Source organism: Acetobacter lambici, from assembly GCF_011516885.1.
GTDB lineage: Bacteria > Pseudomonadota > Alphaproteobacteria > Acetobacterales > Acetobacteraceae > Acetobacter > Acetobacter lambici.
In genome coordinates this window covers 25,604-51,440 of the sequence record NZ_WOTD01000018.1, presented here as the reverse complement: position 1 = coordinate 51,440, position 25,837 = coordinate 25,604, and the positions used below count along the sequence as shown (strand labels likewise).

Genomic DNA, 25,837 nt, shown 5'->3' with positions numbered 1-25,837 from the left:
CAGAACCCGCCGCCAGAAGCAGAATATCGTCAATATTCCAGATCGGGCTCCTGTGGGATGACTGAATTCTACAAAATGACCCGAAATTGCCTCAAGTGTGAGAAATCCGCGTCGACAACCCGTTGCTGAAGGTGCTTCTGCAGTACGACGCCTATTTTCGGCACGACTTGTGGGAGCACGTATCCCAGACACCCACCTTCGCCAATATCCTTTTCCTCAACGCCTATCAGATGTTTCTCGGCGCGGCACGTATGGCATTAAGCGGGCATCCAGCAGCGGTTTTTCCACTTGTGCGGACTGCCCTTGAATCTGCTAGCTATGGTTATCTCATGGAGCAGCAGCCTACCCTCTCCGAGGTCTGGAGCAACCGACACCGGAGCGAGGCCGACAAGAAGGCCTGCCGCAACGCCTTCACCTTCGATAAAGCGATCAAGGGTTTTGCCCATAAGGCTCCAGATATTGATAGGCTCGCCAAAGACGCCTACGAGGCTGCGATCGATTACGGCGCGCATCCCAATTTTAAGGGCGTTTTCGGACATGTGTCGATCAACGAAGATCGACCGGACGGCATGGTGGCCGTCACCCACAACAGCCTATACGGCTCAGGTCACCATGAGACGATCCGCGGCATTTGCGCGTGCCTCGACTTCGGTTTTGCCATCATCGGCATCATTACGCTGTCCGGCCAGAACGCGACCGAGAAGCTGCAGGACGAGCTGCAAACGTTGAACGATGCCAAAGAAGCGGCGATCGCCGCCTATCAGTCTGCGAGATAGTTCATCCGCCGTTCCTGAATCTACGGCCCCTCCCGTCGTCGAAGGTGGCAGAAAAGAGGGCAACAATACGTCAATGTGTGCGGGCTAACCGGATCTTGATGAAGATCGGCACGCGCAACCACGCATAAAATAACGTCGGCTTCCAAGGCAGGAATTGGCCCCGCGAACGACTGACTGACGCATAGCCATCGCGGACGTCGATTATATGAATGACCGTTTTTCTCCCTCTGATGTTAGACAGCAGACTGTCCGTTGCCCCCCCCTAATCTGCTTCTACACTTGGCTATGTGGCAAGCCGTAACAACCAACGGCTCTCTGCGGTCCATGAGCGCCGTTGGTCATATCATTTTTTAACGCCAAACGCGCCTGCCGCTCACAAGCCAGCACCAAAGGCCGACAGGCGGAGTATGGCCCCAGCATGGTACCGCTCGGCCCGGTGTATTCCACCTGCGCCACACGCCCCTGCCGTAACCGGGCGACAAAGTGACATGTGCCATGGCCGGACAGGTCCAGTTCCAGCGAGAGCGGCCCCTTGATCGTGAATGGACCCTGCACCTGCTGGTCCTGTCGCCATTGCAGCACCTCGCCATCCGGCAGGGTAGCCGCGTTATCCGGCACCCCAGCGCAGGCAATAAGGTCCGAGCGGGGCATGCCGATCAAGTCGTGCTTTGCCCGAATGGGAACGGTGGAGCAGGCCGACAACGCCAGCAGGCAGGCCAACGCTTTAATCCGCATCATCCTGCCCTTTCGTAAGCTGGCCCCAGAAGCTGCCAGCACTCGCCCGCCAGCGCCATATGAGCGCCAGCAGGACCATGCCGAGGCCGACAAAGGCACCCCCGGCGATGGCGAAAAATTCGTTGTCGGGGGTCATCCTATGGTCTGGCTGTACAGTGCGAGCCAGTAAACGCCCGCAAAGAAACCGACCACGAGCCCGGCGATGCCGCACCCGGCGGCGATCAGATAGTTCATTGTGAATTACTCGCTGCATAAGCATAAAAGACAAAACCGCCGAGAAGCCCTACAGCCACCCCGGCGATAGTGGTGGCCGTGAATGCAATGACCGTCACGGCGTCAGGAACTCCACATTCTGCGCACGGAGCGCATCAAGATCAGGCCCGGTTGGATACAAGCCGTTGGCCAGCGTGAGTTGTGGCCAGACAAGGCCGTGGGCCTCCATGATCCGGCTATGCAGCCAGCCCCATGTGGCCTTCTGGATTGCGCCCCACGTCAGCAGGTCCACTGTGTCGGAATCGGACAGGCCGCTATAGCTCCAGCCCAGCAGGCAATGGCCGCCAGCACTGCCCGGCGTAGTGTCGCCATATGCGTTGTTATCCGCCTCCAGCACGCATGTGCCATTGGTGGCTTCAATCTGGTTCATGTCTGATTGGGAAAGCTGGACGCCCAGATAGACCGTGCCGAGACTGGCCATAACCAACGCCAGAGCATTGCGGTCCTGTGCGTCGGCCGTGCCCCACAGGGGGTAGTAGTCCCCAGATGCCAGACGGTAGCCACAAACCACCGTAAACCTTAGAACATCGACCTCCACGCCACCCTGGTCTGTTTCTGGACATCCCGGCTTGTATCCGGTGCTCTCGGCATAGAACTGGATAGCGCTGTCGTCATCCACACCGATCTGAAAGCCACCGAGGGCCGCCGTGGCACGCAGGGCGTTGGCCAACCCTGCGCTGGTGCAATCTCCGATCTGGTCATTCCCCAACATGCGCGGAGCCGGGTCGATGTGCGACCGGTCCAGCACGGCAGGAGCTTTGCGGGCCATCATGCGCAGACCGTTCAGGCGGGGCTGTCCCGGCAGAACAACTGCCGGACGGCACCCGAGCTTGCGCCAGCTCATAGATACCACGCCCGCACATAGACGCCTGCCATCCACGCCCCGGCCAGAATAGCCCCGGCCGAGGCAATCAAGGCGAATGGCCGCATTACTTCACCCCCAGAATGGCCAGAGCCTGCGCCTCGGTCATGCTGGTGGCGGGGTTGGAAGCCCCCACAAACACCATATCGCGGGTCATGCGCGCGCGAACCGGCGCGCGGGTGGAGGAGATACCAAGCAATGCCTCAAACACACTGACGATGGTGACCAACGCATTATCAGCTGTTTTGGCATCGGCAATGACGGTCGCGGACAGGACGGAGCCGGAACCAGCTATGGCGCTGTTGATCGAACTAGAGACCGTGGTAATGCCATCAAGAACGCTGCTGACACGGGTTTGTCACGACGCATCATTGTAGTTGATGGTCAGCGTGGACCCGGCGGCATCCGAGAATGCAGTTAGCGCCCCGGAAAGAGCGGTATCGGCAACGCTGATGGCAGCAGCATAGGGCGCGAGTGCCGGGAAAGCGGAAAGGAAGCTGCTCACGGTGGCGGCCGCATTCAGGCCCGCCTGCCCGTAAGCCTTTACCTTGGCCACATCCAGCGTGATGGTTGTCACGCCGTTCGTGGTTGTAACAGCACAACCGGCCATAGTGGCAACGGCCACAAGAGCGCCGACCGACATAAGGGCATTCCCCATAAAGCGGCGCTTGCCCTTATCAACAGCCTCGATCTGAACGGCATGAACACTCTCGGGGGTGCCGGAGCGCAGGATATTGCGGCGGGAAAATATTTTCATTTCGTATCGTCCTTGGGCAGATAACAAAAAAAGCCCCGCTGCGTTGGCAACGGGGCGCATGGGTCAGGCCGAGGCCTGTGTGGGGTCTGTGGCAGGCTCTTGCGTAACCTGTGCGGCAACCGTGGTGCCCGCCGTCAAAGCGGCCAGCTTGGTCATGCCGGAGAAAATTTCGGACAGGGCCGTATCAACCCCGTTCAGATCCAGCGCGGGATCCAGCCGGGGCACCAGTGTCTGCACCAGCAGGCTGATTGCTGTGCCCGCGAGGTTGAGGTCGGCCTTAACCGCGGCATCCTCATGCTTGCCGGCAATCTGGGAGACCAGGCCATTCAGGGCCGAGGCGGACTGAAGTTCGTTCATATGGGGGTGCTCCATAAAAAAAGCCGCCTGGGAGGGCGGCTGTGCATTGGGGGAAAAAGGCGTGGTCAGTCCGGGGGACTGTCCCGCGCCAAAGGGCTGGGCGGAACAATTGCCCGGCCAGCCACAACCGGGGGGCGAAGGCCGCTCCCCTTGCTGATCCAGAGGGTTGTCAGCGCATTGGCCGCAGCCCCCCAGTTGCAGGCGATAAAGTTGAGCACCCGGTAGACCAGCATCAGAACCACCTGCATGCGGCCATGGCCGACAGGGGGTGTGAGATCCGTGCAGGCCAGTGCTACGGCAATCCATGCGAGCAGAACGTATTCGCGATACGGGTCTGGGATACTGAGAACAATCCCGACCAGAACCGTGGGCTTGCTCACAGCTTTTGCTGTCAACACAGCCGTTCTGGCGGGCTGGGGCGGTGTATCCACCATCAATTTTTCCCTGGTCAAAAGGCGCCATGCAAGTTGGCGCAACAGAGCAAGCCGCATGGCTGGCTCCTTTCTTCAGGCTGCAATGGCCTGTTGAAACAACCCGACGTTGTGGGCCGCATTGGCCGCACCCAGCACCGTGTTGTAATTCTGTTTGTGGTAGGCGCTGAGTGCTGCAGCATCATTAGCTGCCGGTAGCGGAGCTGGTGCGCGCAGGTACTTCACTCGCGCCAAGGCGCAGGCGTAGCGCAGGTTCCAAACCATGGTGATGGCCGGTTGCTGAGCGACCATACCGGAAAGGTGCAAAATCTCATCTGTGAGGTCAGGCTGATAGCGCAGCCAGTTTGCCCAGCAGTCATCATGTGTTACCGGTTCCATCTGCCACAGGCCTAGTGCTGGCCCTTGGATCTGGGCCAGATAGCTCAGACCACTTTCCGCCAGCGCGGTACCGGTCAGCAGGTTAACTGCGGCATCCCCACCCGGCCCCATAGCCTGAACAACAGGTAGAACAATGCGGGCTTTGAACTGGGAGAGGTTAAGGCCGGTCATGCTGCCCCGCCTCCTGCTGGCCATCATCCATGTGTGGGTGACGGTGGAGGAAATGGACACCCCCAAAAGCCCAGTCATCCCATGTCTGGCTGGATAGGAGCGTTCCACCAATCATGCCACCAAGGGTGGCAATAATACCGATGACAGTCCCCCATATTTTGATCTTCTCTCCACGCAACCTGACTGCCCGGAGTTCCTGCTCTTTCAGCTCATTCTGCCGCTTTTGTGCACCAGTATGCTCTGCCAATTGGCGGACAAGCCCTTCTACACTGCCCCGGATGTCCGAGAGTGCCGAAACTGAAGCCTCCGAACGGGCATTCCCTTCCGCGCGAACCGCCACAACTTCACGCATCAGATTATGCTGCTCTTTTCCCAGCCCATCCAACCGGACGTTAATCTGAGAAATTTCTTGCGCATGCTCACCCACGATTGCGCGCAGGTCATTATCAGACGCGCAGGATGCCACGCCCTGTGTTTCAGTCATTCGTTTTATCCGGGCATAAAAAAACCGCCTCACAGGGCGGCGGGTCAGTACGAGACCTTAATGCAAGTCAGGCTGTTGCAGCACTTGCTGCCAACACATCCGTGGGCTGAGCAGGCAATGCCTTACTGGTGGTGTCCGTGCCGTCGGCAATGGCGTTAATGGCAGCCACATAAGCCTTCATGTCCGCCGTAAAGACCTCACCCATTGCAGCAGCAAGGTTGGCCTGTTGCTGGACCCATGCCTGCGCGGTGACCGCCTGCGTTTTCATGGGGATGATGACCGCTGGCGCGGTATAATCCTGCCAGATACCGTTGACCACTGCTTTAGACAGAACACTGTTCCCGTTCATGCGGGCAGTCCACTGAGCATCACACAGCGCAAACAGCTTGTCGGGGTCTGGCACATTAGCCAGCGTGGACAGGCCAGCCAGATCGTAATACCCGCACGGCGTATTCAGGTCTGCATAATAGCGACTGGTCCATGTGCGTGTTCCATCGGTATAGGGCGCGTTCATTATCCTGGTCCTATTGCAATAATATCCACGTTGGCCGGATCGGATGAGGGAAGGGCCTGGTTGCCATATCCGTTTAAGTAAATAAGGCGGATACCAAACCCGGTGGGGGTTTTTGTTCCCGAGCGGTAATTGGCAAGAACAAGACCTTTGGGTGAATCATCTACCGCCTGAACAGTCATAATTAGAGTTACATCCTCCGAGGAAAATGCTTCTGGGTAAGGAATAGTTTGCTCATACACCGCCCCCGTAACGGTAAACCGCTGTATCTTGTCGGTAGGAGCAATGGGCAAATCTGCCAGATTGGCTAGCACCGCACCGTTGGACAATGTCCGCCCATTGGCATCCTGTACCAGACTGGTAATGCGCGCCTGCCCCGTTGTGGGAACAGATGCCGGGTAACGTTCTTCAGCAATCTGTGCGCTCAGTGCCTGCTTGGTAGCAAAATCCTCCACGTCAGGAACAAGCACCTGTCCCGTCCCGCTAAGGTCCAACTCCTTGGTAGAAAGCGCCACGCTGCCCTGATTGGCTGTGCCCGGTGTGCCGCCGCTTATGGTCAGTGTGGCATCTGGGGTAGCATCACCCTCGGCTGGCGCACCTGCCGACCAGAAGCGGTGAGTGGTGGTGCCAGCAGCGGTTTTGTCGCCCCAATCCATTGCGCCTTTGACGTTACCGCCAGTCAGCAACAAATAACGAAGGTCAGCCTGCTGCTGTGTCATAACCCCGGCAAAAAAATTCACCCAAGTTGCACCATCTGCGCCTGGCACAGTCAGGTTGTTCGCCTTGGTAGACTGCCAATAATTGCCTGCGGCATCGAACGCGATAGCACCTAACGGGTAACCCCCGATCAACTGTGCCAGCGATGCACTGAAGGGAGCGACACCATACTGAGCAGGAGCAAAAATGGTCTGCATGGCCTTGAGGACCTGCGACCAGTCTGCGTTGCTTGGTGTAAAACCCGCAGCTTTGATGATGGCGATCAGTTCTGCCATCATCATATTATAATGCCATGCAGGTGCATCTGTTGCCAAAAGACCGGTCGCCGGGTTTCCGTCTGTTGCCCAACCGGGTGTGCCAGAGGCGGGGGCCGTGTCGGCCTGCGCCTGTATGACCGTGTTGGCTGCGATCAGCAGATCCATGTCAGTTCCCGTAATTGAATAAAAGGATTGTATGGGCCGGGGCGCGGGCTTTCAGTTCGCATTGCAGAACATTATTGCTCCACTGCGCCCATGGCTGGCCAAAGCTGTCACCAAACTTCAGCCGGTTGATTGTGAACTGGGGGGCATTGACCTGCCATGCGTAGGCCCATGCCTCCCCCCCAAATGGCGTGCCAAAGCGCGCCCCAAAGCGCCGGGGGGCAAACTGGGTAATGGTAATGTCGTAACCAAGGGCTTTGGCAAAGGCGATGAAATACGGGACCGAGCATCCATTGGTATCCGTCAGCCGCGCCACAACCTGAGCACGCCTTTGAGCAATGCTTGGGTTGGTTCCCGCACATGGGTCTGGCAGACCCAGTGTGGCCTCCCACTCGGGCAGTAGTTCCATCGTGCTGGTGGGGAAAGCATCGACAAGCAGATTAGCGGCCCGGTCTGAGCTGCGCGCAAAGCTGGCCGCCCACGCTGCACTCAGCTGATAGAGCACACTGCCTTGATCCCTCGGCCATATCGGCCCGGTTGGCAGCAGGCTCATAAATGCCGAGCGGAACATATCCTTGGTAAAGACAGGAGGCATGTCAGCTCTCGAAGGTGATGGTGCCCAGCGTTGGCATGGCGGCAGCGTTGGCACCCGTAACTGGGCCTGTAGGCTGGGAGACGCTGAAGGTGCTCAGGTTCAGGGCGGACAAGGCTTCATCCCAGTTGTTGGGGTGGATTGTGCCTCCGGGGGCGGACAGGCGGAGAAACATGTCCGTCAATGCGGCCTTGATAAGTGTCTGGTTGGCAACCGTATTGCCGGTGCCCAGATCCGCGATGGTAAAGTCCACGGGCTGGGGCACGGGGCTACAGACGATGACAAGTGCATCGACCGGCTGCGACTGATAAAGCGCGTTGGCAATGACCAGTTGGTCCCCAGTTGCCGTGGCATAGCGTGTATCTGAAGCACTTGCCCCATCGGTCCCATTCGGGAAGCCACCACTGGCTGCATTGGCATCATCCCGCATGGGGTAAACCACCACTGTCCCGGCTCCAAAGCCCAAGGGGTTTACCCATGCCCGGCTTACACCGGGCACAGCCAGAGCCCAGTCGATGTAATCCTGCTTTTTGCCGTTTTCCCCATCCCCTTGCCATGCGAGCAGGACGCGGGAGCGGAAGTCTTCCTCCTCCTCAATATCCGCGCCACCACCAAAGGCGGCGGATACCAGACCAACTGTCTGTATGCCGGGCACAGGGCTGGACAATGTAGCAATGCTGCCAGATGGCAGGTTGCCAGCACTGCCTGTTACGCTGCATGTGGCCGGGGCTGTGGCAATACTATTGCTGGTTGTGCTGTCGGCTGTTGTTGTCGCCGTCAGGCCACCAGCCAGCGCGATACCAGTGCCCGCTGGAATGGTACCATCCCCCGTAACATTGAAAGCAACGTTGCCAGAGGCTGCGGACGGTGCCTTGCGGGTCACACCTTTTAATGTCCCCCAGCTTTCCAGATATTCATCCGTCGCCGTCCAGGGGACCGCCTGTTGGGATATCCAGTCCAGATAGGCGTAATGGAGGTAGGACAGGCCCGCCAGCGCGTAACAAAGAACGCTGAGAACAGAAAAGCGCAGTACGGCGGAAACACCGGATATTCCACCGTCCAGAACATCCTGCAGCGCCTGTTGCCGCAGGTCGGTCAGGGTTGGTCTTGCATATGGCATTACAGCCCCTTCCATGCCCATGAAAACAGGAACACCTGAGAAGCAACCTGCCCCGGCTCCTGTACGGTCACGCGGAATTCCACCGCCTGCCTGTTGGTGGCATTCCATTGCGCGGCAACCACCACGCTCTGGACCACGCCATCATCCACCAGCCATTGCAGCGCTTCCTGACAGATGGCTTCGACCTCACGCGGGACACTGGACTGCCCGGCCTTTATGGCCCGTTCCATCTGCCACAACCGCGAGCCTATGGGGCTGTCTGCCCAGGCATCGGCCCACCAGCCACGGCGGTTGTTTGTGCGGGAACCAGAAGCGCCAGCCGCGGGAGAAATTCCAACCGCGCCGTCGAGTGTGGTTATGGTTTCTGGCGCCACCCGGTCTGTGAACAGGCTGACCATCACGGCAGAGGCCAGAGCGCTGCCAAGCAGCAGATCACCGCTGCTGACAATCCATTCCCCTTCCGCACGGGCCACGTTCCACGAAAGTGCGATATCCATGCTTTATTCCGGTGCCCCTGTAGTGCCTGGTGCAGCCTGCACGGGGTGCTTGTGGTTGGTCAGGCTGATTTTGCCGGCCAGCACATCCCCCTTTGCCGAAATGTCTCCGCTGCTGGTTATGGGGCAGTTAAAGACTGCCTCAGACGCGGCAACATTGAGGGGGCCTGATGTGGAGATGGAAATGCTGCCATCCGCCTTGAGCCACACCCGAGCACCTGTTGTAACGTGGTAGAGGCATGCATCACCCGGTTGCAGGTCCCGGGGGTAAGACCGTTGGTCCCCGGTCGCCACGGCAACACCGCGCGACCGGTCCCCCGCCTGGAACAACACCACGACATCCGAGCCCGGTAGAGGGCAGCTATGGAAACCAACCTGCTGGAGCAGAGGCACATCACTGCGGAGTTCTCCGCCGGCCAGTGCAACCTGCACGGTATGGGTAGAGGCCGCCTCATCCGTATTGGCCGTCAGGCGGCCCAACCCCAGAGCCATGGACACACGCCGGCTCATGCGGCTGAATGCGTTGGACATCAGGAATTCCTTGTGGTGGCTGCCACACCCTCGCTCTGGGCCAGAGGCAGGACCAGTGGCTGGGGTTTGAATGCCTGCGGGGGCATCAAAACCAGATTGGCGTGGGTTCCGCTCTCGCCTTGCACAAATTCAATTTCAGCAATTAGCGCCTCTCTCTTAAACCCTGTCTGTGGCCGCGAGAGCGTGCAAAGCGTGTTGGGTTGCCAGAGGTCTCCGTTGCTATCCCGCCAGCTATCGCTGGTTATTTCCACAACCTGTGATCGACCGTACCGGCGCGCGACCTCCCACTGCACTCGCTGGCGAGCCACAGCGTAATCCGCATCCCCTGTTTCAACCGGGATGAGCAGTGTGCGCGGTCGCTTTACCCCGCTATCATTCGCTGATGCCTGTACAGGAGCAGTCTGTGCCTGCATCTGCTGTGTCTGCTTGTTGCCGTCATCGGGTGGAGTGAACAGCACCGCCATATTCTGGATAATGGCCTGCACGTTACTGTAGCGACCGCTGAGCGAGCGAAGGACAGACATGCGCTCAATATTTTGCCCCATAGTCAGGCACCCAACATTTTTGGTGCCCAGAGGGGCAAGCACGATGCTGCCATCTGGCTGGTCGTAAAACAGACATCCAGCCAGACGCGTAGCGCGCTCGATGACCTCATAAGCGGTTTCGGTCAGAATGACGGAGAACTGCTGGATATTGGTCTCCCCGGCACCCCCAATAGATCTGACCTGTATGCCCGCCTGCTGGCAGACCTGCTGGGCAATGCCCAGCACGGTCGTGTTGTTCATCTGATAGGTGGAAAACAGGGCCGAGCATTCCACTGCATCAACCGACCTGGACGTGGCGACAATCCGTAAGGAATGCTCTTCCGGCCCAATGTCCTCGGCAATACTCTGGACGTAGCCTGTCAGGACCTGATCATTACCGATAAGGATACTACAGGCATCCCCTTCGTTGATTGAAAGGTCACTGCCTCCAGTTGCAGTGGGTTGCCAACTGGATGTTTCCAGCATGGCCGCCCAGGGCATGATTTCCAGCCCGATACGAATGGAAACCCGCTCCCAGCCGGTAATGACGTATTGGCCAATCCTGATTGTAACGCCCTTAGCCGTTTGACTGTCATACCCAAGCACTGTGGATGCATCGCTCAGAAGGCTCATTGAGGGCTCCGCAATATCAGGAGGACAAAGCTTGGAAATTTGTCGGCATGAAGGCCGGATGGATAGGGTTAGCCCTGCCGATCAGATCATCCGACCGGGAGCCATCGGCATAAAGCTGCTGGGCCAATACCAGGGCTGGCACAGGCCCGTTGCGGGTAACGGTAATCTGGTCCGGCAACTGGCTGGCCTGCTGTGCCAGAAAGGTGGTCAGGCACGAGCGAAGATCCCGTAACGCCCGCCAGACATCCGTGTAGCCCTCATCCGCAGCTTTGGTGGCTGCCGCATCCATTTGCGTGGCAACCAGCTTACGGAGCGCTTCTGCCTGATCGGATGATGTTGTGTTCCAGTCCGCACAGGCTAGGGCGATGGACGCCAAAGCCATCTGCTGGCACATTTCCGCCGTGGCAGAACGGGCCGTTGCGATTGCTGCCCCAATGGGGGCCAGTGTTGCGCTGGCTTCCACATCGAATGTGGCGAGAGATAGCAGAGCGGCCAGCTGCGCGCCGGGATCTGCCAGAGACGTCCGTACTAGCTCCGCCACGTTCAGAGCAGCAGTGGATAAAGCATCCGCCGAACCACCTGCTCCCAGATCCGCCACGGCACTTTCCATGGCTACGCGGGAGGTTGTCAGATCAGCCAGAACGGTTGACACCGTGGCCGTATTATCGACCACCGCAGCATTTCCTGAGGTGTATCTGCCGTTATTGCCAGGAAGGATACTGATTGCCGATGCCATAGCCCGTGGGGAGCGAACAGCTTGATTGGCGACCCTCCCCCACCCCGTCGCTACTGCCTGCGCGGCTGCAACAACGGGCTGGCCAACGGCTAAAGCGGCAGTGGCCGTTTTGGCATAACTGCTGGCGGAAACAGCCTGCGCTACAAGTGCCGCTGCAGCTGCAGCGGCATCAAGGGCAATCTTGATTGTACTGCCCAGCAGATCCTGCTGCTCGAGGAAATCGAACGAAACATCAATCCGACCCGTGATGCCGTCTGGCTCGCCCCATGCAAAATTCATGCATGCGGCTTTGATGACCCCAATAGTCGGGTGGATCAGCAACCCCGGACCTGCCGTTTCTGCCGCCATGACCAGAAGATCACGCTGCGCAGCGGCGGTGGCACCCGTTACAAACCCATGGATATGATAGACCCGGCCCCGTTTCCCCAGGTCCTCAACATAGACACCGTCCCTGTATGGATACTGGTGCACAGCCTGCTTGCGCCCGGTCTCCCCCCCACTGCCCAGAACGGCAAAAGGCACCGCACGGAATGAGCACTGGAGATATTCCAGCGCTGTGTTGATGAGTGAACCGGACATGTCTCAGTTGCCTAGAGCGGTATTGGTTGGATCCATCGCCCGTTGTTGCGATATAGATGCAACCTTCAGGTTGGAACTGGCTGATGTGACTTTTACCGAAGAACCGGGCGGGGCATTGTCATGGCTGATCTCAACCCGCAGCCGAGATATGGTGCCATCTAGACCACTGCCATTACCTTGCCCATTAGGAGCCGGAACCGATGCTGCTGGTGCAGATGGAGGCTCGTGGTAACCACGAAGAAAAGCAGACCCACGCGCTAAATCATCATCTTCTCCAGATCCTGGCTTCAAAAAGTCCCTGGTAAACATCCTCATGGCTGCATCTGCTGAAGCAGCATGGGCAAATTGTGCGAATTGGGCCGGATTATGTTGGCGATAATAACGTAAAGCTGCCGTTGCCTGACCATTCACATCAGACTTCCAGACATCCACCCCTTGCTCCGCCAATATCTGATCTCTGGTTGACCTAATAAACTGGTAGGCTCCTCTGGCTGAAGAAAATGGGTTTTTTGCACCAGAAGATAGATGAGATTCAGCGACCCCCGCAGCCGTCACACCTCTGATGGCACTCTCATTCAGACCAAGATCGCCATTACCTCTGAGTGTTTTCATCAACGCGCTGCCGCGCTGATTATCTTCTTCAGAAGAGACTAGATCATCAGGATCCTGACCATAAATTTGACGGTATGCCCACGCATAAGGTGCCGCCAGTGTTTTCATCCCGGGCAGGTTGGAAAACCATTCACGGTTAGCTTTTTGCTGATCTGGTGTGACCCCATTTTGCGAAGCATCAGAAAGGGCTTTATAGGCTTCGAGTAACGTCAATGCTGTGCGAATAGACGCCCCGCTGCCTGCAATGCCGCTAATTGCTCCCCCAGCTGCGCCACCAGTTGAAGCAATGCTTTTCATGGCGGCGACAATACCCAAAAGAGAGGCAGTCAAACTGGCGAGCCCAGCCAGCGCAGATGCTGTCCATAACACGGCCATACCTATGCCTACATCTTTGGCAACAGACTTCCAGCCACCGAGCTTGTCCACCACAGATGAAATTGTTTGGAATACCGCTGTGACCTTGGTTTTTATCTCGTCCCAACCGCCATTTTTGAGCCAAGTAACCAGTTGCCTCACATAACCGGCAATATCCTGAGAAATCCACTGCCGGTTTACAGCAATCCATTCAGCCATCTGCTGGAGCACGGGAGTAATCGCGGGCTCAACCGCCTCGGCCACACTGTAACCAAATCCCTCAACTGCCAATGAAAGCTGGCGCTGGGAATTTTGCATTCGGGCGGCGGCATCTGCCCCCTTTTGGTTCATCAACCCATACCGCTCAGCAAGGCGGATATTCTGCTGGTATTCCTGCGCTGTTTGCTGGAACACGGGCAAAAGCCCCTGCCCTGCCTCACCAAACAGCTTGAGAGCCGCAATGCTCTGGGCAGCAGGGTCCTTGATAGCGCGGATCTTGGTGGCGATCCGATCAAACAATTGCTCTGGGGAGAGCTTCTTCAGCTCCTCCATGGAAATACCCAGAGCCTGAAACTGAGCAGCCGCCTCTGGCGCAAAGCCATTTACGGCTTCCCACTTCTGAGTGGAAAGCTGGCCCAAAGCGCCTGACATGGCATCAGCAGAGCCACCAGACAGACGGGCTGCATTGCGCAGGGCCATAAGCCGGCCGGGGGCCATACCCATACTGCGTGCAGATGTGCGCAAATTTGTGCCAACCTGCGCCCAGGCGCTGGCCAGTTTATACACCCCGGCAATAGAGGCGGCCCCCGTCAGCGTTCCCATTTCCGGCACCAGCCGACCGACTGAGCGGAAAGTGTTCAGGGTTGAGCGGGAGAGGTCCTGCATACCCTTATGTAGGCGGGTTATCCCTACCACGTCAGAAAAGCGTCCTAAAGAACGCTGTAGATTTCTGATAGGTGCCTGCAAGGATGCGACGCGGTTATTAAACGCATCAAACTTTTTACTGGCCCGGTCTGTCGCATCCAGAACAATGCTAACGGTTGCGCCCATTTTTTGCCTCTTTGCGCTGCCGCTCAGCGATACGATTGGCCTGCCCGACCCAATGCACCAGCATCTGGCCGCTCAGGCCTTCTGCTTCGCTCAGGGACATTCCGGAAAAGTAGGCCATCAGATCGGCTGGGAGGGATTCCCAGTTTGATGGCCAGTCATAAAAAAACCGGTCAGATAATCTGCGCCCTTGGCAAACTTGCTGATCGGCATTTTCAGCACTGCCGCCAGAGGCCAGCTACTTATGGTACTGACAAGATCAATCTCGGCCTGAAGGAAGTCGGCAAAACTGCCGCGCGATTCCGTGGCCTTGTACTTGCGCCGTTCGGAAACAACAGGCTCACGCAGCACCATTTCCGAAAAAGACTGATTGACGGCCTCAATAGGAGGCGTGAAGAGCAGGATCAGGCTTTCGGGGCATTCCGGCTCTTCATCCTGTTTACGCCGGGCATTTTCCTCAAAAGCAGAAGCGTAGGCCACGGCTTTATCCAAAATGCGTGTTGGCAGTTGGCCTGTCGCCATTTTTGGCCAACCCGAAAGACGACAGACCAGATCGATCTGGCTGTCATAGATACTTTCAATGCTTGGCTTTTTGCCAATCACCCGTGCAGCACTCAAGCTGTGAAAAACTGTAGGCTCACGCAGTCGCAGTTCTTTCCATTCAGCACCATCCTTGGTTGTGATGGTGTTGTCCGGGTAGAATACGCCATCCTCAACCTGTTCGGCATCATCCTGCTCAGCCACGGCGCACAGGACCTCAGCATCAGTCAGAGCGCTCACGATGCGGTATCCTCCGTAACGGTGTCGCTTTCGACCTTCAACTCGAAGGTACCTTCCTGCGTGTTGAGGTTGATCTGTTCAACCTGCCAGCCATTCACGCAGGTAATCACCTTGCCGTTGGCCAGAACAGCGATGATTTCCAGACCAGATGCGCCCTGAAAATCGGACACCTTGCGGTCGCGCCGGTCACGCAATGTGGCCTGAATAAAGCCCTGCCCGGGCATGGACTGAAACCCCTCGACCATGGACTGGCCCTTGAGGGTTTCGTTTACATCACCAGAGGGCTGCCACTGCAGTTCCCCGACCACATTCCATGCCTCACCATTGATCGTAAGGGAGGCAGACCCCGCGAGGGGGCCACGATAAACACCCATGTTTCTTGCTGTCCCTTATGATTTGGTAAAGCGAATGTCCGCCGCCAGCACCCACAGCTGGTTGGAAAAGTCGTACGGCAATTGCAGCATGACCTGCCCGCCCCCGGCATTCTCCCAGACAATCTGAGCTGCGAAAGTATCCGGGTTCTGGACCCAGAGCTGTGTTGCCTGCCAGCGGTAACGGGCAACGGCGGATGCCGCGATCAGTTGGGCCGTGGTTGCCTGTGCGCCTGCCGGTATCTTGTTGCCGTCCGCCACAAGGATGTAGCGGCCATACAGGGATGCAAGATATGTCCGCATGTCCTGCATGCAGACCTGAGCGGTCAGCAGCGTTTCAATGTCCAGATAGCTGTCGTCAGGCACGCCAGAGGCGTTTTCCTGATAGGTGGTCACCAGCCGTTCGGTCAGGACCGTTCCGCTGTCATCCACCGTAAAGGTGGCCAGACCATCGTGGAGGAAGCTGTTACGCTCATCAAAGGCAAAGCGCCCTGCATCGGTGGGGGGCATGACAGTCAGCGCCAGACCACGCACAGGCAATGCGGGGTTTTCGCGCATGGAAACGGCAGTAACAGCGGTCAGCTGCGCTGCCCATGACATGGGGGACGATGGACTATCCGAGATGGGCATAACGGTCCCATGCGGGTCGTTCTGCGCCAGACCGAACGTGGTCGCCTCACCATAGGTGCCACGCAGGGCGGTGATGTGGTGCCCATAGAGTTGCTCCATGGGGGACCAGCGGCCAATGCTATTATCGAACAGGTCCTTGAACGCTGTCAGGCTGGCCGTGTCGGTATAAGGGTGGGCGACCAGATCATAAACACGGGTGCCCATGCTGGCCAGTGCTGTAGCAAGGCTGGTGGGGTTCTGTGTTCCGCCAGAAGGCTGGGCGATGGTCACGCTCAGACCGGACGGAATGCTCTGCCCGCCAGCGGTCCCCATCAGGGAGACGCCAAGCTGGATGGCATTACCAGCCAGCCCTTTGTTCAGGGCTGTCACCGTGGCAACACCAGCGGCTGCCGTCACACTGACTGGTAAACCCGTCACACCCTTGGCCGCGATCACCACATTGGCAGCCACTGCCTGCGCCGTATCCCCCACTGACACGCCTACCGGCACAAGCTGGTCGGCAACATACAGCGCCAGAGTTCCTGCGGATGTGGCTGTGCCAGCCAGCGTAAAACTCCCCACAGCAGGCTGGGAGGCCGCATCGTCCAGAAGAGGCAGGACCCAGACTTCGCCAGAGCTATCAATCGTCCGGTAATCACGGACCATGATATGGCACTGGGAGCCCTCGCCGTATTTGGCAATGGCGTCACTGACCCCGCCAGAAATTGCCATAACCCCGGGCGTGCCTGTGCCCGTGGCCAGCATTTGCCCAACCAGCAGAATGCGGCGCGCGGCACTGGCCGTATTAGCCCCGGTGTTGTCCAGAGCCAGATAAAAGCCGGGCACACGATTGCTGGTCGAATACCCCGGAACCATGATGCTGCTCATGCTGCGGTCCCTTTTGGCTCAATTGTGGCGGGCTGTGCTGTGGCCGGGGCCTGCACTACGGGAGAGGCTTTCTGCACATCACCACACGCCAGAGCGCGCAGCCAGAAAGCCGTAGACGGCACCTCGGCCCCCTGTTCAGACAGAAGACGCAAGGATGCCGGCCACCGGACCGTGCGGCCCGGAGCTGGTTTTACAAACATGTTGGCGAACCTCAGCTAGAGGAAAGAGGCACATTGATCCCGGCAAAATCTGCATTGCCGTTAGCCTGCACCTGCCCGACGAGCTCAGTGATGGGCGTGCCCTCTTGGGGATAGTACTCGATGTATTCCAGCCCCAGCAGCATACGCACTTCGCCTGTATGCTCGGCTGTCTGGCTGTTAATCATCAATTCGGTTTCAATGTCCGTGATCTGGGTAATCATGCCTTGCAAAGTCGGGTCGAGCACAAGGGCAAGCTCGATCTGCTCAGCGAATATATCCAGATTGGAAGAAACCTCGGTTGGGGTTCTGCCATACAGAAAAGCACGGATGGCCAGCGTGCTAACCCGGGTAAAGCCCGGACCGTTGCGGCCTGTACTGGTCGCCCTGTCCCGTGGAGCCGTTAAAAGTATGGCAGGGAGCATATCAGGCGTTGCAGGCAAACTGCGGTCGACCATGATGTTCTCGCCAGCAAGAGTTTTACCGGCAATGAGCGCCTTGGCCGCCGCATCCTTGAGCAACACACGGTAGAGGGTCATGGGCTGGCACTCGCAATATTGAGGAAAATATCAGCCCCACCGTGGCTGTCTTTTTGAACTTCCCTGATCGTGTAGGCCTTGCCCCGTACCACCATTGTGTCGCCCTGTAACGGCTCAGTCGGGAAGTCAGAAAGAGAAACGCCCAGGTGCGGCACACTCGTGGTCAGGTTTGTCGGCATAAGCCCATCGGCATCGTCAATGACGGCGAGTGGCCTGTAGCCTTCATCAAATATGGCAGGAACCTGCTGTGAAACGCCATTGGACGCAGCGGTCCAGATGACAGGACCTTCCCTCTCCGGATCTTCACCAAAAATACGGAGATTAGGGGCAAGAACCAGGCCTGCCCAATCTATCGCCATGGCTGCTCAGCCGCCGAGCCGGCCAGACATCAGGATTTCTGGACGTGTGCAAATGTGCAACGGGTAGGAGTAGGCCTCCATACGCCACCAGAAATTACGGTCACGGTCAAAAATGGGAATGATGTAAATGGGCCGCCCGAGGGTATTCACCCACTCCACTGCCTCCCCCGGAGCCAGTGCGCGCTGGAACACGCCGGGTGCCCCTTGGGGGAAAAACTTCACCTTGTCAGTAGGTACCGCAATGGTGGAGTTATCGTTAGAGCCACGATAGTTGAACCAGCTGATCCCGCCAAAATCCATGGCTTCAAACGCGGTGCCCTTGCGCAGCTCACGCGCGGCTTCCCAGTTGAAGTAGGTAGTCAGAACGTCTTTATGGGCAATCAGATAATCCCAGAAGTCATCGCCGCACATGGCCATGACACGGGTGGAGGGAAGCCACGCGCCCTGCGCCTGACGTGCCATATACCGCACGATCTTGTTGCACTGCTGGCGCAGGCTGCCCAGAACAGGATCAGCCGCATCAAGGTTGAAGCCAATTTCCTTCGGGCGTGTGATGCCAAACTCTTTTGCCCAGTCAAAGAGCAGTGTGCCGTCCGCGTCCAGCAGAAGACCCTGAACTGCCGCAAGCCGGTGTAGCTCCCAGGTGTATTCCATATTGGCCGTAAGACCGGTTGGGCCGGACAGACGGCGCGCCACTTCGGTCTGGACCTGCATCAGCACGGATTCCGTCCCGAATTCACGCACGTTCTGCAATTCCGTGGCGTAAACGGTATCGCCATGGGCCAAACGTGGCGCCTCAAAATAGCGCAGCTTGCGCTTTTCCGTACGGCGTTCAGTAAGGGGAGCACCACGGTCACTGGTCGGAATAACGATCAGCTGCTGATCACGGTGTTCGACCGCGAGTGCCGTGGTCCGAATGGGTAGATCTTCAAAAAGACCCAGATCACCAATGCCAGTCGGCAGGAAGGGGACCCGGTCCACATAACTTGTGAGAGAAATGGAGGTAAACGGATCCTGCCGGAAGACGTCAAGAATACTCATATGCCAATCCTGAGCTCACAAAAAAACCGACAGCCTTCATGCTGTCGGTTTGATGCCGAGCTATTGCTTCAGGTGAAAAAGAAACGAAGTAAAGCGCGCCTTAGCGCGCAACAATACCTGCGACGGCCAGTTGGTTCAGTGCTTCGGACTGTAGCGTTGCAACATTGGCTGCACTCGTAACGGCAGGATCCCAGCAGAGCTCCTGTTCGTTAACTTCTGCCAGACGTAAGACAACGGCTACATGCCGGGCCGTTTCGGCCTCGACATACACACGATCAAACAGAACAGCGGCAGCCGCTGCCGCCCCCGTATATGGGACGTACTGCTTGGGGCCACCTGGCACGACAACAATGGTGAACGTGTCTCCGGCAACAAAAGCTGTGGTTCCTGCGGATACAGTAAAGGACAGCCCCCCTACATCGAGCGCAGTGCCTGCCACCCCTACCCCAAGCTGTGAGCCATCCGGCCCGGAAACGGTGTAGTTTGTCGCATCCGTAAACGCGATTTCGTAATTGGAGGGCTTTGTGCCTGCTGCAACGGTAATGGATCCGATGGTCCCATTGCCAGTATTGCTGCCACCCACCACAAAGTCGGGGATGACTGTCGAGACATCACTGAGGACAAGCCCGGCCTCAAATGAAATATCGGCCGAGGTTTCGTTTACCAGCTCCCCTTTGTCGCGTGAGAGATAGCCGTTGGCTTCACGGACAAGGAAGGCGCCGGTGTAAAAATGTTCGTTCAGAACAGGACTGACCATCTGGGCCGCCTTTGCTTTTCCAAAGTGGTGGAAGAATTACTTGCGGGTAACGCCTGCGCGCTTCGCCGCGGCATCCCAACCGGCATCAATGCTGGTCTGGCGCGACATACCGGGGGCACTGGCGCTCACACGCTGCTGGCCAAACTGGGCCATAGCATCCGCCAGCGCGCTCCCACGACGGGATGTCCCTTTTGCCGCTGCTTTCAAAAGGCCTTTGGCCTCAGCCCGGGGAAGTGACGTGTTGAAGGCAAGGTGAGCGGCAAGGTCTGGCCGATCCGCTGCAGCCTTGGTTGCAAAGATGGCGGCACAGCGGGCACGCTCCCGCGTACGGGCTGCTCGGGCTTTGGGGTCGTCGTTATCTTCTTCGTCTTCTTCATCATCTTCCGGATCACCATCATCGTCCCCACGGGCACGGCTGCGGCCAGATGGCGTGGCATTGTCGTCATCATCACCATCATTGCCGTCATCCCCACGCGCACGGCGGCCAGATGGAGCATTGTCCTGGTTGTCGTCACCCGGGTCGGTGTCGTCATCATCACCACGAGCACGGCGGCGACCAGACGGTGTGGCGTTGCCATCATCTTCCGGATCACCATTATCGGCACCGGGAGGGGTGTTATTTTCCTGGTCATCATCCTCAGCGCGGCGGGCACTGCGGCCTGCTGATGCGCCACCAATCAGGTGAGAGAACGAGAGAGCACTCTTCAGGCGTGATTTCGCCATTCGGGTATATCCTTGAACAGACTGCGCAAGCGCAGGTCAGAGAGAGCGGATGAGGTTTGCAAAAGCTGCGTCGGGTGCGCACACTTGGTCGGCCAGTCCGGCGGAAACCCCGGAAGCCCCCATGAATGTGCGTGCCTCAAACCCTTTTACGACCGAGGTTTTCAATCCCCGGTTGCGGGCAACCGTTTCACAGAACAGTGCGCCCATCTGGTCAATATCGGCTTGGATACGGGCCAGTGCGCCTTCGGACAGGCTCTCATATTCGGAGCCTTCCGCTTTGTAAGCGCCATACCGCACCATTGTGACCACCACTCCCGCCTTGGAAAGCGATTGTGAGAGGTCAACATGCATAAGAATGACGCCTATGGAGCCGGTACCACCCGTGCGCGGCACGGTGATACGGTCTGCCGCCGAGGCCAGCGCATAGGCAGCGCTGAAGGCATTCTCATCCAGAATGGCATGAATGGGCTTTTGCCCACGGGCCTGAAAGATGAGGTCCACCAGATCAAAGCAACCGGCCACTTCCCCGCCTGGACTGTCAATATCGAGCACAATGGCTTTGACTGACTTGTCATTCAGGGCGTCAAGGACGTTCAGGCGGATGCCATCATAGCCAGTCATGCCTGAAAAAGGGCGCAGGCTATTCAGTTTTTGCACCAGCGTGCCCTGAATGGGAATGACCGCAACACCAGCCACCACGTCATAGGCTTTTTCAGCGGCACGGTCTGTTTCGTCCAGAGCAATCATGCCCGGCCCCATGGCAATGGACCGGCCATCATGGAACATATGTGCAATGCCCAGACGGTCCGCCAAGGCCGCTACAACGATCTCGGCTTTCTGCGGATGGATAGCAATGGGTGTATTGAACATCCGCTGCGCAAGGTGAGGAAGACGGCTCATTCTGGATCCGGTGTTTGTGTTGTCTGGTTCACAGGCGCACCCATGGCCCACTGCGGGAATGGAAGCCCGCGCTCTTCCATCATCTGCCGTTCAGCGCGGCGCTGATCGAGCACCTCTTCATAATCAAGGCCCTGTTCGGCACATTCGCGTTCAAGCGTGCCAAAACCGGCATCCAGCCCCAGCACAGCACCTTGACGTTCGGACACCGGGTCAACCCACCCACGACCTGGGCCAATCCAGTGGCAACGGGAGTAAGCTGTCCGGGCTTCAAGAAAATCCGGTGCATTGTTGGGGAGTGGCAGGCGCTTCTGGTCGAACATCTCTTCCAGCACCGAGCAATAAACCGGGTTGGCAAAACTGACAGCAAAGTCGCCCCGCCGGCGGTTCATGGTCTTCCACATTTCCAGCATGGATGAGCGGGAGGAGCTGTAGTTCGTCTTGGAATAATCCATGCTCAGCTGTTCGGCAGATGTGCCAATAGCGGCTGCAAAATTACGAAGAAAGGCACTCTGAAAGGCATCAAAACCGCTGTTTGGTCTTGTGGACGCAACAGTTTTAACCTCTTCGCCGGGCGGCATGACCGGCACCCGAACACCACCAATGGTCAGCGGGTTATCCTTATGCCAGCCTTCCCGCAGGTTTTGGTATTCGGTCAGTTCGCCATCTTCCATGCCTGACCGCACATCTTCGGGATCGTAAGGGCTTTGCACAAACGTGGCGAAAATGGTCTGGACAAGAGCTTGCTGGAGTTCGGCCTGATCATACCGGCCAAGCATGCGAAAGCGGTTTAGAATGGGAATAAACACACTCAGACCGCGATGCTGGCCTGCATCATCGAAGTCATAGGAATGTACGACAATGGAGCGCCCCCACGGAGTAAAGCGGGGTATGCGGTCCCAGATCATGCTTTCCACCGCATCGAAATAATCAAATTGGTGGGCCTGGCGGATGTGATAGGCGATATGCGCCCCGTTATCGTCTATTTCCACCCCGCCACGCATCGTGTGGGTATCCATCTGCTGGTACGGGTTGGAGAGCCGATCGGGATGAATGAGCTGAAGGGCAGTCGCGTAATCGGCCCCCTGCTCTATCCGCTCCGGTAGCCAGCGCATGACCCCCAGAGCTTCTCCATCTTTCATCTGATGCATGAAAGCCAGACGAAAGAGCTGGGTGATTGTCAGCTTTTGGGCCGCATCACAAAAAAGCAGTGGGTTTTCTGACCACATACGCCATTCGGCTTCCGCAGCCTGCCTGAACTCACGAAACCACACGGCATCAAATGCTTTGCCGTAGCGTCCTTTCAAAGCACGATAATCAGGCTTGGCAACCAAGCGGAACTGCGCACCTACCACGTTGTCGGTAATGCGGTTGATGCTGCCACGTGCCCAGCCGTCATTGCGGAACAGGTCCCGCGCCCGAGCAACCATGCGGTCACGGTCGAGATTGATCTCCGCATCAGGTGAGCGCAGCCACGGGTTCCATTCAGAGCTTTCATTGCTCATCATGTCCGCGCCGTCATAGGCGAACATGCCGCCCATGCCCCCCATCCAGTTGCCGGGCAACGTCATGGGAAATGAAGCCTTCGCACCCTGACCTGCGCCTGTGCCACTCAGGTTGTTCCATGCGCGGCGTAACAGTCCGGGTTTTTTCAACGGTAGCGTATCCTCATCGCCCGCCGTGAAGTGCTTACCCCCAAGAGGGTGTTCAGTTCACGCAGGTTGTTACGGAGTTGAGCTTCAGAAGCGCCGGCAAATGACACGTTCCGGCCACCATCACCCTGATTGTAGCCAGCCGACATGGGCCGTGTTCCATTGAGCAGAGACAAAAGGGCCTGCTGCGCCGCGTTCCGGGCTTGGGTAACCTGTGCCTCGGTCATGCCTGCATAGGTGCCCCGGGGAACAGGAAAGACAGATTTTGCCATTAGTAATTCCAGCGTGATCGACGGGGACCTGTGGTTGTGGACTTTTCAGGCGCCGCATCAGTTTTTCTCTGGCCCGGTCTTGCCTGATCCCGCCGTGGTGGTGCCGCCTTCTGGGCCTCTTCGGGTGGGTTTTCTCTGGGCTCAAACGGCACGTGCCCGCTGGCACGTTCCTGCTCCATGAGGTCTGCGCGTTTGTTCAAAGAGAAACCTCGATAAATCAGCCCGCACAGGGCTGCGTAGCTGTACACAGCAAGGTCAAGGGCCTCGTTCGCACGGCCGGGAATTTGCTCCCACACACGGTATATATGGCCGTTTTTGTGCTTTCTGACTGATCGTTCGGCCAACAACTGGGCAAAGTAGTTAATGTCCCGGTCTGCGGGAAAATGCATGTAACCGGGTGCCGGTTGCCCCGGTTCAGGCAAGGCAAGGTGCAGACGGCTCCGGATGACATCCTTGGCCGCATTGACGCCAATGATGATGGGCCGAAAGCTGGCCTTGCTGCGCGATGTGGGCCGCTTGGTTGGCCACACGGGGGAGCGTGCGCCACCACGTGCGGACTCCCCTTTGACGGCCCATATTTTTCGCCCAAGCCGCGCGCGGCAGAACTCATAGACCTTCTGGGTATGATGCCCACCGGAATCTATGCATGCAGCCATGACGGAGAAAGGCCGACCGTCAGCCCTGAACCAGTGGCGCTTTAACGCTTCATCAACCCTGTTCCATAGCTCAGGCCCATCAGGATCACCCTCAATAACGATATGGGCGATAGACCACCTCTCTTCGTTCCGGCCCCAACCTACAAACTCCAGCTCAACACGGTCATCTTGCACGTCCCCACCAACGGTGATCAGCACTACACCGTCAGGGACTTCACCCGCCCAATTCTCCACCCTGGCAACGAGTGCAATTTCATTCAGTGCGCCGTCGCCCCTGTCCTCATATGGCAGGCCAAGGGCTGTATTGATGAAAGTTTGGCGCTCTAGCGGTTTGTCTTTAACCTCCAGCCATTCAGCCACCAATTTTGACCATGCAGCATTCGGAAACAGAGAATACCCGGCCCAGATATGGAACGAGGCGTGGCCTTTGAACGGACGTGAGGCCACCCATTTCCCCTGGGCAACCATGTCTGCCTTCTCGGCTTCATCAATGACGCAGCCGCAGTGCTTGCACACATAGTGGGCAGTCTCTGGCAGGTGGTGGCCATCCGCGTCCTTATCCCATTTTATGCCATAAGGTGTGTCTGGCCCGCCCCATTCCAGTGCCTGGAATTCATGACAATGCGGGCATGGCACGTGATAGTAGCGGCCATCGCCTTGATCAAACGAGCGCTCAATGCGGCTTATGCCAGCAACAGTAGGAGTAGACCCCAAGGCTATCAGCCGATTCCAATAGGTCTCCGCTCGTTTGGACCCAAGGGCGATCTGATCACCCTCTGAACCAGCGCCACCCACTGGGTAACCATCCACCTCGTCAAACAGCACAATACGCACGGTGATACGACGAAAGCCGCCCGGGCTGTTTGCTCCCACAAGTGTAAGGGAGGACCCATTGAGAAGGGTCTTTTTGAGCAGTGTATTCTCGCTGCTCTTGGCCTTTGGGTCTCCTGTTAGTGCCGCAAGCTCGGGAGTATCACGCAACATGGGCGCGATTTCGGACTTGCTGTAACTCTCCGCATCGCTCTCACGCGGCTGCACCATCAAAATGGGTGATGGGTCCTGATGCAGATAGTAGCCAATGGCGTGGTCAAGTATCTTGGTATAGCCCACGCGGGCTGACTTCATGACCGAGATCTTCTCCACAGCGGGATCTGTGAAGGCATCCATGATGCCAACCTGATACGCAAAGGCTTCAAACTTGCCTGTTTGCGCGCTGGTCTCTGCTGAAAGAACAGCATATTCAGCGGCCCATTCGCTCAGGGAGAGTTTGGGCGGGGGTTTAAGGTTGGCCTGCCGTTGCGCCACCAGAGCAGCGACAAAATTCTTATACCCCTGTGGGTATCGTAGAGCCTCCATCTGCTGTCAGTTCTTCCAGGGCTCGTGTGATGAGAACCCTTAACCTCTCCTGCACGTCTGCAACTGTTTTACAGCGATGGATTGAAGGGGCATGCTCTGCCGGCAACGCCAGAAGTTTGCGCCGCACGGCAGCGTATTCCTTGCCCACTCTGGCCGTAACAACGGCAATTTCAACCACAGATCCTGAGCGCTCATCAAAATCCAACTGTTTGATACGTGCCTTTGCATTCTGCTCAAGCAGCAATGCTGATTTCATGTCCAACAGGCTGCCTGCCGGTGGCTCAAGGTCAGGTGAACTGGAACGATCCAGACTGACCACCTGAGGTGCAACCTCTGGCGGGAGTTGCACCTCAGGTGGCAGGGGTGGTTGCACCCCTGAGTGTGTCTCCTTTTTAAGATCGAGCCATTCATTAAAAGAGGCAAGATTTACGCGGTTGCCTTCTGAAATAATTCTTCCAGATGCAAGATGTTTTTGAATTGCAGACCGGCTTACACCCGCGCGCCTTGCGGCCTCACTCTGGCTAATTGTGTCAGCACTCATGCCTAAACTGCCACCTGCAACTGCAACCCGAAAAAAATTCGTTAGCTAGGGATCAAACGAGCTCGCGCAATACCCGTGATCGGGGCACCCCCCAGGAGGGACCCAA

Annotated in this window: 34 protein-coding genes; 2 read left to right on the top strand and 32 right to left on the bottom strand. The window is 57.6% G+C overall.

All coding sequences use genetic code 11. The features are described from left to right. Positions 1-122: 122 nt before the first annotated feature. The gene (locus tag GOB86_RS09525) at positions 123-776 is read left to right on the top strand and encodes a hypothetical protein (RefSeq protein ID WP_198912032.1); all 654 of its coding nucleotides are present in this window, start codon (positions 123-125) and stop codon (positions 774-776) included. Positions 777-1,049: 273 nt separating this feature from the next. Here the strand turns inward: GOB86_RS09525 and GOB86_RS09520 are convergent, their stop codons facing one another. Next, complete coding sequence (locus tag GOB86_RS09520; RefSeq protein ID WP_242012585.1) at positions 1,050-1,427, bottom strand: hypothetical protein; 378 nt, start codon at positions 1,425-1,427, stop codon at positions 1,050-1,052. On the opposite strand from GOB86_RS09520, the gene GOB86_RS09515 reads away from it, so the two are divergent. Next, the gene (locus tag GOB86_RS09515) at positions 1,426-1,680 is read left to right on the top strand and encodes a hypothetical protein (protein WP_165992045.1); all 255 of its coding nucleotides are present in this window, start codon (positions 1,426-1,428) and stop codon (positions 1,678-1,680) included. The genes GOB86_RS09520 and GOB86_RS09515 overlap by 2 nt on opposite strands. A gap of 159 nt (positions 1,681-1,839) precedes the next feature. Here the strand turns inward: GOB86_RS09515 and GOB86_RS09510 are convergent, their stop codons facing one another. The 31 genes from GOB86_RS09510 to GOB86_RS09370 form a co-directional block, all read right to left on the bottom strand. Next, positions 1,840-2,628 carry a hypothetical protein gene (locus GOB86_RS09510; RefSeq protein WP_165992095.1) on the bottom strand — a complete coding sequence of 263 codons (789 nt, stop codon included), beginning with the start codon at positions 2,626-2,628 and terminating at the stop codon, positions 1,840-1,842. 85 nt (positions 2,629-2,713) lie between these two features. Beyond that, positions 2,714-2,875, bottom strand: coding sequence for a hypothetical protein (locus GOB86_RS16075; RefSeq protein ID WP_242012584.1), 162 nt, complete (start codon positions 2,873-2,875; stop codon positions 2,714-2,716). A 129-nt stretch (positions 2,876-3,004) separates the two neighbouring features. After that, positions 3,005-3,403, bottom strand: coding sequence for a hypothetical protein (locus GOB86_RS16070; protein WP_242012583.1), 399 nt, complete (start codon positions 3,401-3,403; stop codon positions 3,005-3,007). A 63-nt stretch (positions 3,404-3,466) separates the two neighbouring features. After that, on the bottom strand, positions 3,467-3,760 hold the full coding sequence (locus tag GOB86_RS09500) for a hypothetical protein (RefSeq protein ID WP_165992094.1): 294 nt from the start codon (positions 3,758-3,760) through the stop codon (positions 3,467-3,469). A gap of 65 nt (positions 3,761-3,825) precedes the next feature. Beyond that, complete coding sequence (locus tag GOB86_RS09495) at positions 3,826-4,194, bottom strand: hypothetical protein (RefSeq protein ID WP_165992093.1); 369 nt, start codon at positions 4,192-4,194, stop codon at positions 3,826-3,828. A gap of 72 nt (positions 4,195-4,266) precedes the next feature. Continuing rightward, a complete protein-coding gene (locus GOB86_RS09490; protein ID WP_242012582.1) occupies positions 4,267-4,740 on the bottom strand; it encodes a hypothetical protein in 474 nt (157 codons plus the stop codon). Further along, positions 4,727-5,224: a hypothetical protein gene (locus tag GOB86_RS09485; RefSeq protein WP_165992092.1), complete on the bottom strand. Its 498-nt coding sequence runs from the start codon at positions 5,222-5,224 to the stop codon at positions 4,727-4,729. The genes GOB86_RS09490 and GOB86_RS09485 overlap by 14 nt, the downstream gene beginning before the upstream one ends. Before the next feature lie 67 nt (positions 5,225-5,291). Continuing rightward, positions 5,292-5,738: a hypothetical protein gene (locus tag GOB86_RS09480; RefSeq protein ID WP_165992091.1), complete on the bottom strand. Its 447-nt coding sequence runs from the start codon at positions 5,736-5,738 to the stop codon at positions 5,292-5,294. Next, positions 5,738-6,874, bottom strand: a complete 1,137-nt coding sequence (locus GOB86_RS15855) for a hypothetical protein (protein WP_194301149.1) — start codon at positions 6,872-6,874, stop codon at positions 5,738-5,740. Before GOB86_RS15855 ends, GOB86_RS09480 begins: the two co-directional genes overlap by 1 nt. 1 nt (position 6,875) lies before the next feature. After that, positions 6,876-7,466, bottom strand: a complete 591-nt coding sequence (locus GOB86_RS09470; RefSeq protein ID WP_165992090.1) for a YmfQ family protein — start codon at positions 7,464-7,466, stop codon at positions 6,876-6,878. Between the two features lies 1 nt (position 7,467). After that, on the bottom strand, positions 7,468-8,583 hold the full coding sequence (locus tag GOB86_RS09465) for a baseplate J/gp47 family protein (RefSeq protein ID WP_165992089.1): 1,116 nt from the start codon (positions 8,581-8,583) through the stop codon (positions 7,468-7,470). Further along, on the bottom strand, positions 8,583-9,080 hold the full coding sequence (locus GOB86_RS09460; protein ID WP_165992088.1) for a phage GP46 family protein: 498 nt from the start codon (positions 9,078-9,080) through the stop codon (positions 8,583-8,585). The genes GOB86_RS09465 and GOB86_RS09460 overlap by 1 nt, the downstream gene beginning before the upstream one ends. A 3-nt stretch (positions 9,081-9,083) precedes the next feature. After that, positions 9,084-9,608 (bottom strand): phage baseplate assembly protein V, encoded by a 525-nt coding sequence (locus GOB86_RS09455; RefSeq protein ID WP_165992087.1) that lies wholly within the window; start codon positions 9,606-9,608, stop codon positions 9,084-9,086. Further along, positions 9,608-10,765: a phage baseplate assembly protein gene (locus GOB86_RS09450; RefSeq protein WP_165992086.1), complete on the bottom strand. Its 1,158-nt coding sequence runs from the start codon at positions 10,763-10,765 to the stop codon at positions 9,608-9,610. The genes GOB86_RS09455 and GOB86_RS09450 overlap by 1 nt, the downstream gene beginning before the upstream one ends. Positions 10,766-10,781: 16 nt before the next feature. Beyond that, positions 10,782-12,080 carry a DNA circularization protein gene (locus GOB86_RS09445; protein ID WP_165992085.1) on the bottom strand — a complete coding sequence of 433 codons (1,299 nt, stop codon included), beginning with the start codon at positions 12,078-12,080 and terminating at the stop codon, positions 10,782-10,784. Positions 12,081-12,083: 3 nt separating this feature from the next. Continuing rightward, positions 12,084-13,931 (bottom strand): phage tail tape measure protein, encoded by a 1,848-nt coding sequence (locus tag GOB86_RS09440; protein WP_165992084.1) that lies wholly within the window; start codon positions 13,929-13,931, stop codon positions 12,084-12,086. Between the two features lie 148 nt (positions 13,932-14,079). Continuing rightward, positions 14,080-14,214 carry a hypothetical protein gene (locus tag GOB86_RS16375; protein WP_277875467.1) on the bottom strand — a complete coding sequence of 45 codons (135 nt, stop codon included), beginning with the start codon at positions 14,212-14,214 and terminating at the stop codon, positions 14,080-14,082. After that, positions 14,214-14,873 carry a phage tail assembly protein gene (locus GOB86_RS09435; protein ID WP_253544135.1) on the bottom strand — a complete coding sequence of 220 codons (660 nt, stop codon included), beginning with the start codon at positions 14,871-14,873 and terminating at the stop codon, positions 14,214-14,216. Before GOB86_RS09435 ends, GOB86_RS16375 begins: the two co-directional genes overlap by 1 nt. Further along, positions 14,870-15,247: a phage tail tube protein gene (locus GOB86_RS09430; protein ID WP_165992083.1), complete on the bottom strand. Its 378-nt coding sequence runs from the start codon at positions 15,245-15,247 to the stop codon at positions 14,870-14,872. Before GOB86_RS09430 ends, GOB86_RS09435 begins: the two co-directional genes overlap by 4 nt. Before the next feature lie 15 nt (positions 15,248-15,262). After that, positions 15,263-16,741, bottom strand: coding sequence for a phage tail sheath subtilisin-like domain-containing protein (locus GOB86_RS09425; RefSeq protein ID WP_165992082.1), 1,479 nt, complete (start codon positions 16,739-16,741; stop codon positions 15,263-15,265). Continuing rightward, positions 16,738-16,941, bottom strand: coding sequence for a DUF2635 domain-containing protein (locus GOB86_RS09420; protein WP_165992081.1), 204 nt, complete (start codon positions 16,939-16,941; stop codon positions 16,738-16,740). The genes GOB86_RS09425 and GOB86_RS09420 overlap by 4 nt, the downstream gene beginning before the upstream one ends. Before the next feature lie 11 nt (positions 16,942-16,952). Continuing rightward, on the bottom strand, positions 16,953-17,477 hold the full coding sequence (locus tag GOB86_RS09415; protein WP_165992080.1) for a hypothetical protein: 525 nt from the start codon (positions 17,475-17,477) through the stop codon (positions 16,953-16,955). Continuing rightward, a complete protein-coding gene (locus GOB86_RS09410) occupies positions 17,474-17,836 on the bottom strand; it encodes a head-tail joining protein (protein WP_165992079.1) in 363 nt (120 codons plus the stop codon). Before GOB86_RS09410 ends, GOB86_RS09415 begins: the two co-directional genes overlap by 4 nt. A gap of 6 nt (positions 17,837-17,842) precedes the next feature. Beyond that, the gene (locus tag GOB86_RS09405; protein WP_165992078.1) at positions 17,843-18,877 is read right to left on the bottom strand and encodes a major capsid protein; all 1,035 of its coding nucleotides are present in this window, start codon (positions 18,875-18,877) and stop codon (positions 17,843-17,845) included. Positions 18,878-18,977: 100 nt separating this feature from the next. Next, positions 18,978-19,634, bottom strand: a complete 657-nt coding sequence (locus GOB86_RS09400) for a head decoration protein (protein WP_165992077.1) — start codon at positions 19,632-19,634, stop codon at positions 18,978-18,980. Positions 19,635-19,670: 36 nt separating this feature from the next. Beyond that, positions 19,671-20,357 (bottom strand): hypothetical protein, encoded by a 687-nt coding sequence (locus tag GOB86_RS09395; protein ID WP_165992076.1) that lies wholly within the window; start codon positions 20,355-20,357, stop codon positions 19,671-19,673. 36 nt (positions 20,358-20,393) lie between these two features. Then, positions 20,394-21,257, bottom strand: coding sequence for a S49 family peptidase (locus GOB86_RS09390; RefSeq protein WP_165992075.1), 864 nt, complete (start codon positions 21,255-21,257; stop codon positions 20,394-20,396). Beyond that, positions 21,254-22,909, bottom strand: coding sequence for a phage portal protein (locus GOB86_RS09385; protein ID WP_242012581.1), 1,656 nt, complete (start codon positions 22,907-22,909; stop codon positions 21,254-21,256). Before GOB86_RS09385 ends, GOB86_RS09390 begins: the two co-directional genes overlap by 4 nt. Continuing rightward, positions 22,906-23,178 (bottom strand): gpW family head-tail joining protein, encoded by a 273-nt coding sequence (gpW, locus tag GOB86_RS09380; protein WP_165926170.1) that lies wholly within the window; start codon positions 23,176-23,178, stop codon positions 22,906-22,908. Before gpW ends, GOB86_RS09385 begins: the two co-directional genes overlap by 4 nt. Next, positions 23,178-25,190, bottom strand: a complete 2,013-nt coding sequence (locus tag GOB86_RS09375) for a phage terminase large subunit family protein (RefSeq protein WP_165992074.1) — start codon at positions 25,188-25,190, stop codon at positions 23,178-23,180. The genes gpW and GOB86_RS09375 overlap by 1 nt, the downstream gene beginning before the upstream one ends. Then, positions 25,159-25,731 carry a hypothetical protein gene (locus tag GOB86_RS09370; RefSeq protein WP_165992073.1) on the bottom strand — a complete coding sequence of 191 codons (573 nt, stop codon included), beginning with the start codon at positions 25,729-25,731 and terminating at the stop codon, positions 25,159-25,161. The genes GOB86_RS09375 and GOB86_RS09370 overlap by 32 nt, the downstream gene beginning before the upstream one ends. Between the last annotated feature and the right edge of the window lie 106 nt (positions 25,732-25,837).

Excerpts from the sequence above, each read along its gene's own strand:
- GOB86_RS09515 (WP_165992045.1), top strand. The coding sequence starts at position 1,426 with ATGCCGATCAAGTCGTGCTTTGCCCGAATGGGAACGGTGGAGCAGGCC.
- GOB86_RS09520 (WP_242012585.1), bottom strand. The coding sequence starts at position 1,427 with ATGCCCCGCTCGGACCTTATTGCCTGCGCTGGGGTGCCGGATAACGCG.
- GOB86_RS09510 (WP_165992095.1), bottom strand. The coding sequence starts at position 2,628 with ATGAGCTGGCGCAAGCTCGGGTGCCGTCCGGCAGTTGTTCTGCCGGGA.
- GOB86_RS16070 (WP_242012583.1), bottom strand. The coding sequence starts at position 3,403 with ATGAAAATATTTTCCCGCCGCAATATCCTGCGCTCCGGCACCCCCGAG.
- GOB86_RS09500 (WP_165992094.1), bottom strand. The coding sequence starts at position 3,760 with ATGAACGAACTTCAGTCCGCCTCGGCCCTGAATGGCCTGGTCTCCCAG.
- GOB86_RS09495 (WP_165992093.1), bottom strand. The coding sequence starts at position 4,194 with ATGGTGGATACACCGCCCCAGCCCGCCAGAACGGCTGTGTTGACAGCA.
- GOB86_RS09490 (WP_242012582.1), bottom strand. The coding sequence starts at position 4,740 with ATGACCGGCCTTAACCTCTCCCAGTTCAAAGCCCGCATTGTTCTACCT.
- GOB86_RS09485 (WP_165992092.1), bottom strand. The coding sequence starts at position 5,224 with ATGACTGAAACACAGGGCGTGGCATCCTGCGCGTCTGATAATGACCTG.
- GOB86_RS09480 (WP_165992091.1), bottom strand. The coding sequence starts at position 5,738 with ATGAACGCGCCCTATACCGATGGAACACGCACATGGACCAGTCGCTAT.
- GOB86_RS15855 (WP_194301149.1), bottom strand. The coding sequence starts at position 6,874 with ATGGATCTGCTGATCGCAGCCAACACGGTCATACAGGCGCAGGCCGAC.
- GOB86_RS09470 (WP_165992090.1), bottom strand. The coding sequence starts at position 7,466 with ATGCCTCCTGTCTTTACCAAGGATATGTTCCGCTCGGCATTTATGAGC.
- GOB86_RS09465 (WP_165992089.1), bottom strand. The coding sequence starts at position 8,583 with ATGCCATATGCAAGACCAACCCTGACCGACCTGCGGCAACAGGCGCTG.
- GOB86_RS09460 (WP_165992088.1), bottom strand. The coding sequence starts at position 9,080 with ATGGATATCGCACTTTCGTGGAACGTGGCCCGTGCGGAAGGGGAATGG.
- GOB86_RS09455 (WP_165992087.1), bottom strand. The coding sequence starts at position 9,608 with ATGTCCAACGCATTCAGCCGCATGAGCCGGCGTGTGTCCATGGCTCTG.
- GOB86_RS09450 (WP_165992086.1), bottom strand. The coding sequence starts at position 10,765 with ATGAGCCTTCTGAGCGATGCATCCACAGTGCTTGGGTATGACAGTCAA.
- GOB86_RS09445 (WP_165992085.1), bottom strand. The coding sequence starts at position 12,080 with ATGTCCGGTTCACTCATCAACACAGCGCTGGAATATCTCCAGTGCTCA.
- GOB86_RS09440 (WP_165992084.1), bottom strand. The coding sequence starts at position 13,931 with ATGCAGGACCTCTCCCGCTCAACCCTGAACACTTTCCGCTCAGTCGGT.
- GOB86_RS16375 (WP_277875467.1), bottom strand. The coding sequence starts at position 14,214 with ATGGCCTACTTTTCCGGAATGTCCCTGAGCGAAGCAGAAGGCCTGAGC.
- GOB86_RS09430 (WP_165992083.1), bottom strand. The coding sequence starts at position 15,247 with ATGGGTGTTTATCGTGGCCCCCTCGCGGGGTCTGCCTCCCTTACGATC.
- GOB86_RS09425 (WP_165992082.1), bottom strand. The coding sequence starts at position 16,741 with ATGAGCAGCATCATGGTTCCGGGGTATTCGACCAGCAATCGTGTGCCC.
- GOB86_RS09420 (WP_165992081.1), bottom strand. The coding sequence starts at position 16,941 with ATGTTTGTAAAACCAGCTCCGGGCCGCACGGTCCGGTGGCCGGCATCC.
- GOB86_RS09415 (WP_165992080.1), bottom strand. The coding sequence starts at position 17,477 with ATGACCCTCTACCGTGTGTTGCTCAAGGATGCGGCGGCCAAGGCGCTC.
- GOB86_RS09410 (WP_165992079.1), bottom strand. The coding sequence starts at position 17,836 with ATGGCGATAGATTGGGCAGGCCTGGTTCTTGCCCCTAATCTCCGTATT.
- GOB86_RS09405 (WP_165992078.1), bottom strand. The coding sequence starts at position 18,877 with ATGAGTATTCTTGACGTCTTCCGGCAGGATCCGTTTACCTCCATTTCT.
- GOB86_RS09400 (WP_165992077.1), bottom strand. The coding sequence starts at position 19,634 with ATGGTCAGTCCTGTTCTGAACGAACATTTTTACACCGGCGCCTTCCTT.
- GOB86_RS09395 (WP_165992076.1), bottom strand. The coding sequence starts at position 20,357 with ATGGCGAAATCACGCCTGAAGAGTGCTCTCTCGTTCTCTCACCTGATT.
- GOB86_RS09390 (WP_165992075.1), bottom strand. The coding sequence starts at position 21,257 with ATGAGCCGTCTTCCTCACCTTGCGCAGCGGATGTTCAATACACCCATT.
- gpW (WP_165926170.1), bottom strand. The coding sequence starts at position 23,178 with ATGGCAAAATCTGTCTTTCCTGTTCCCCGGGGCACCTATGCAGGCATG.
- GOB86_RS09375 (WP_165992074.1), bottom strand. The coding sequence starts at position 25,190 with ATGGAGGCTCTACGATACCCACAGGGGTATAAGAATTTTGTCGCTGCT.
- GOB86_RS09370 (WP_165992073.1), bottom strand. The coding sequence starts at position 25,731 with ATGAGTGCTGACACAATTAGCCAGAGTGAGGCCGCAAGGCGCGCGGGT.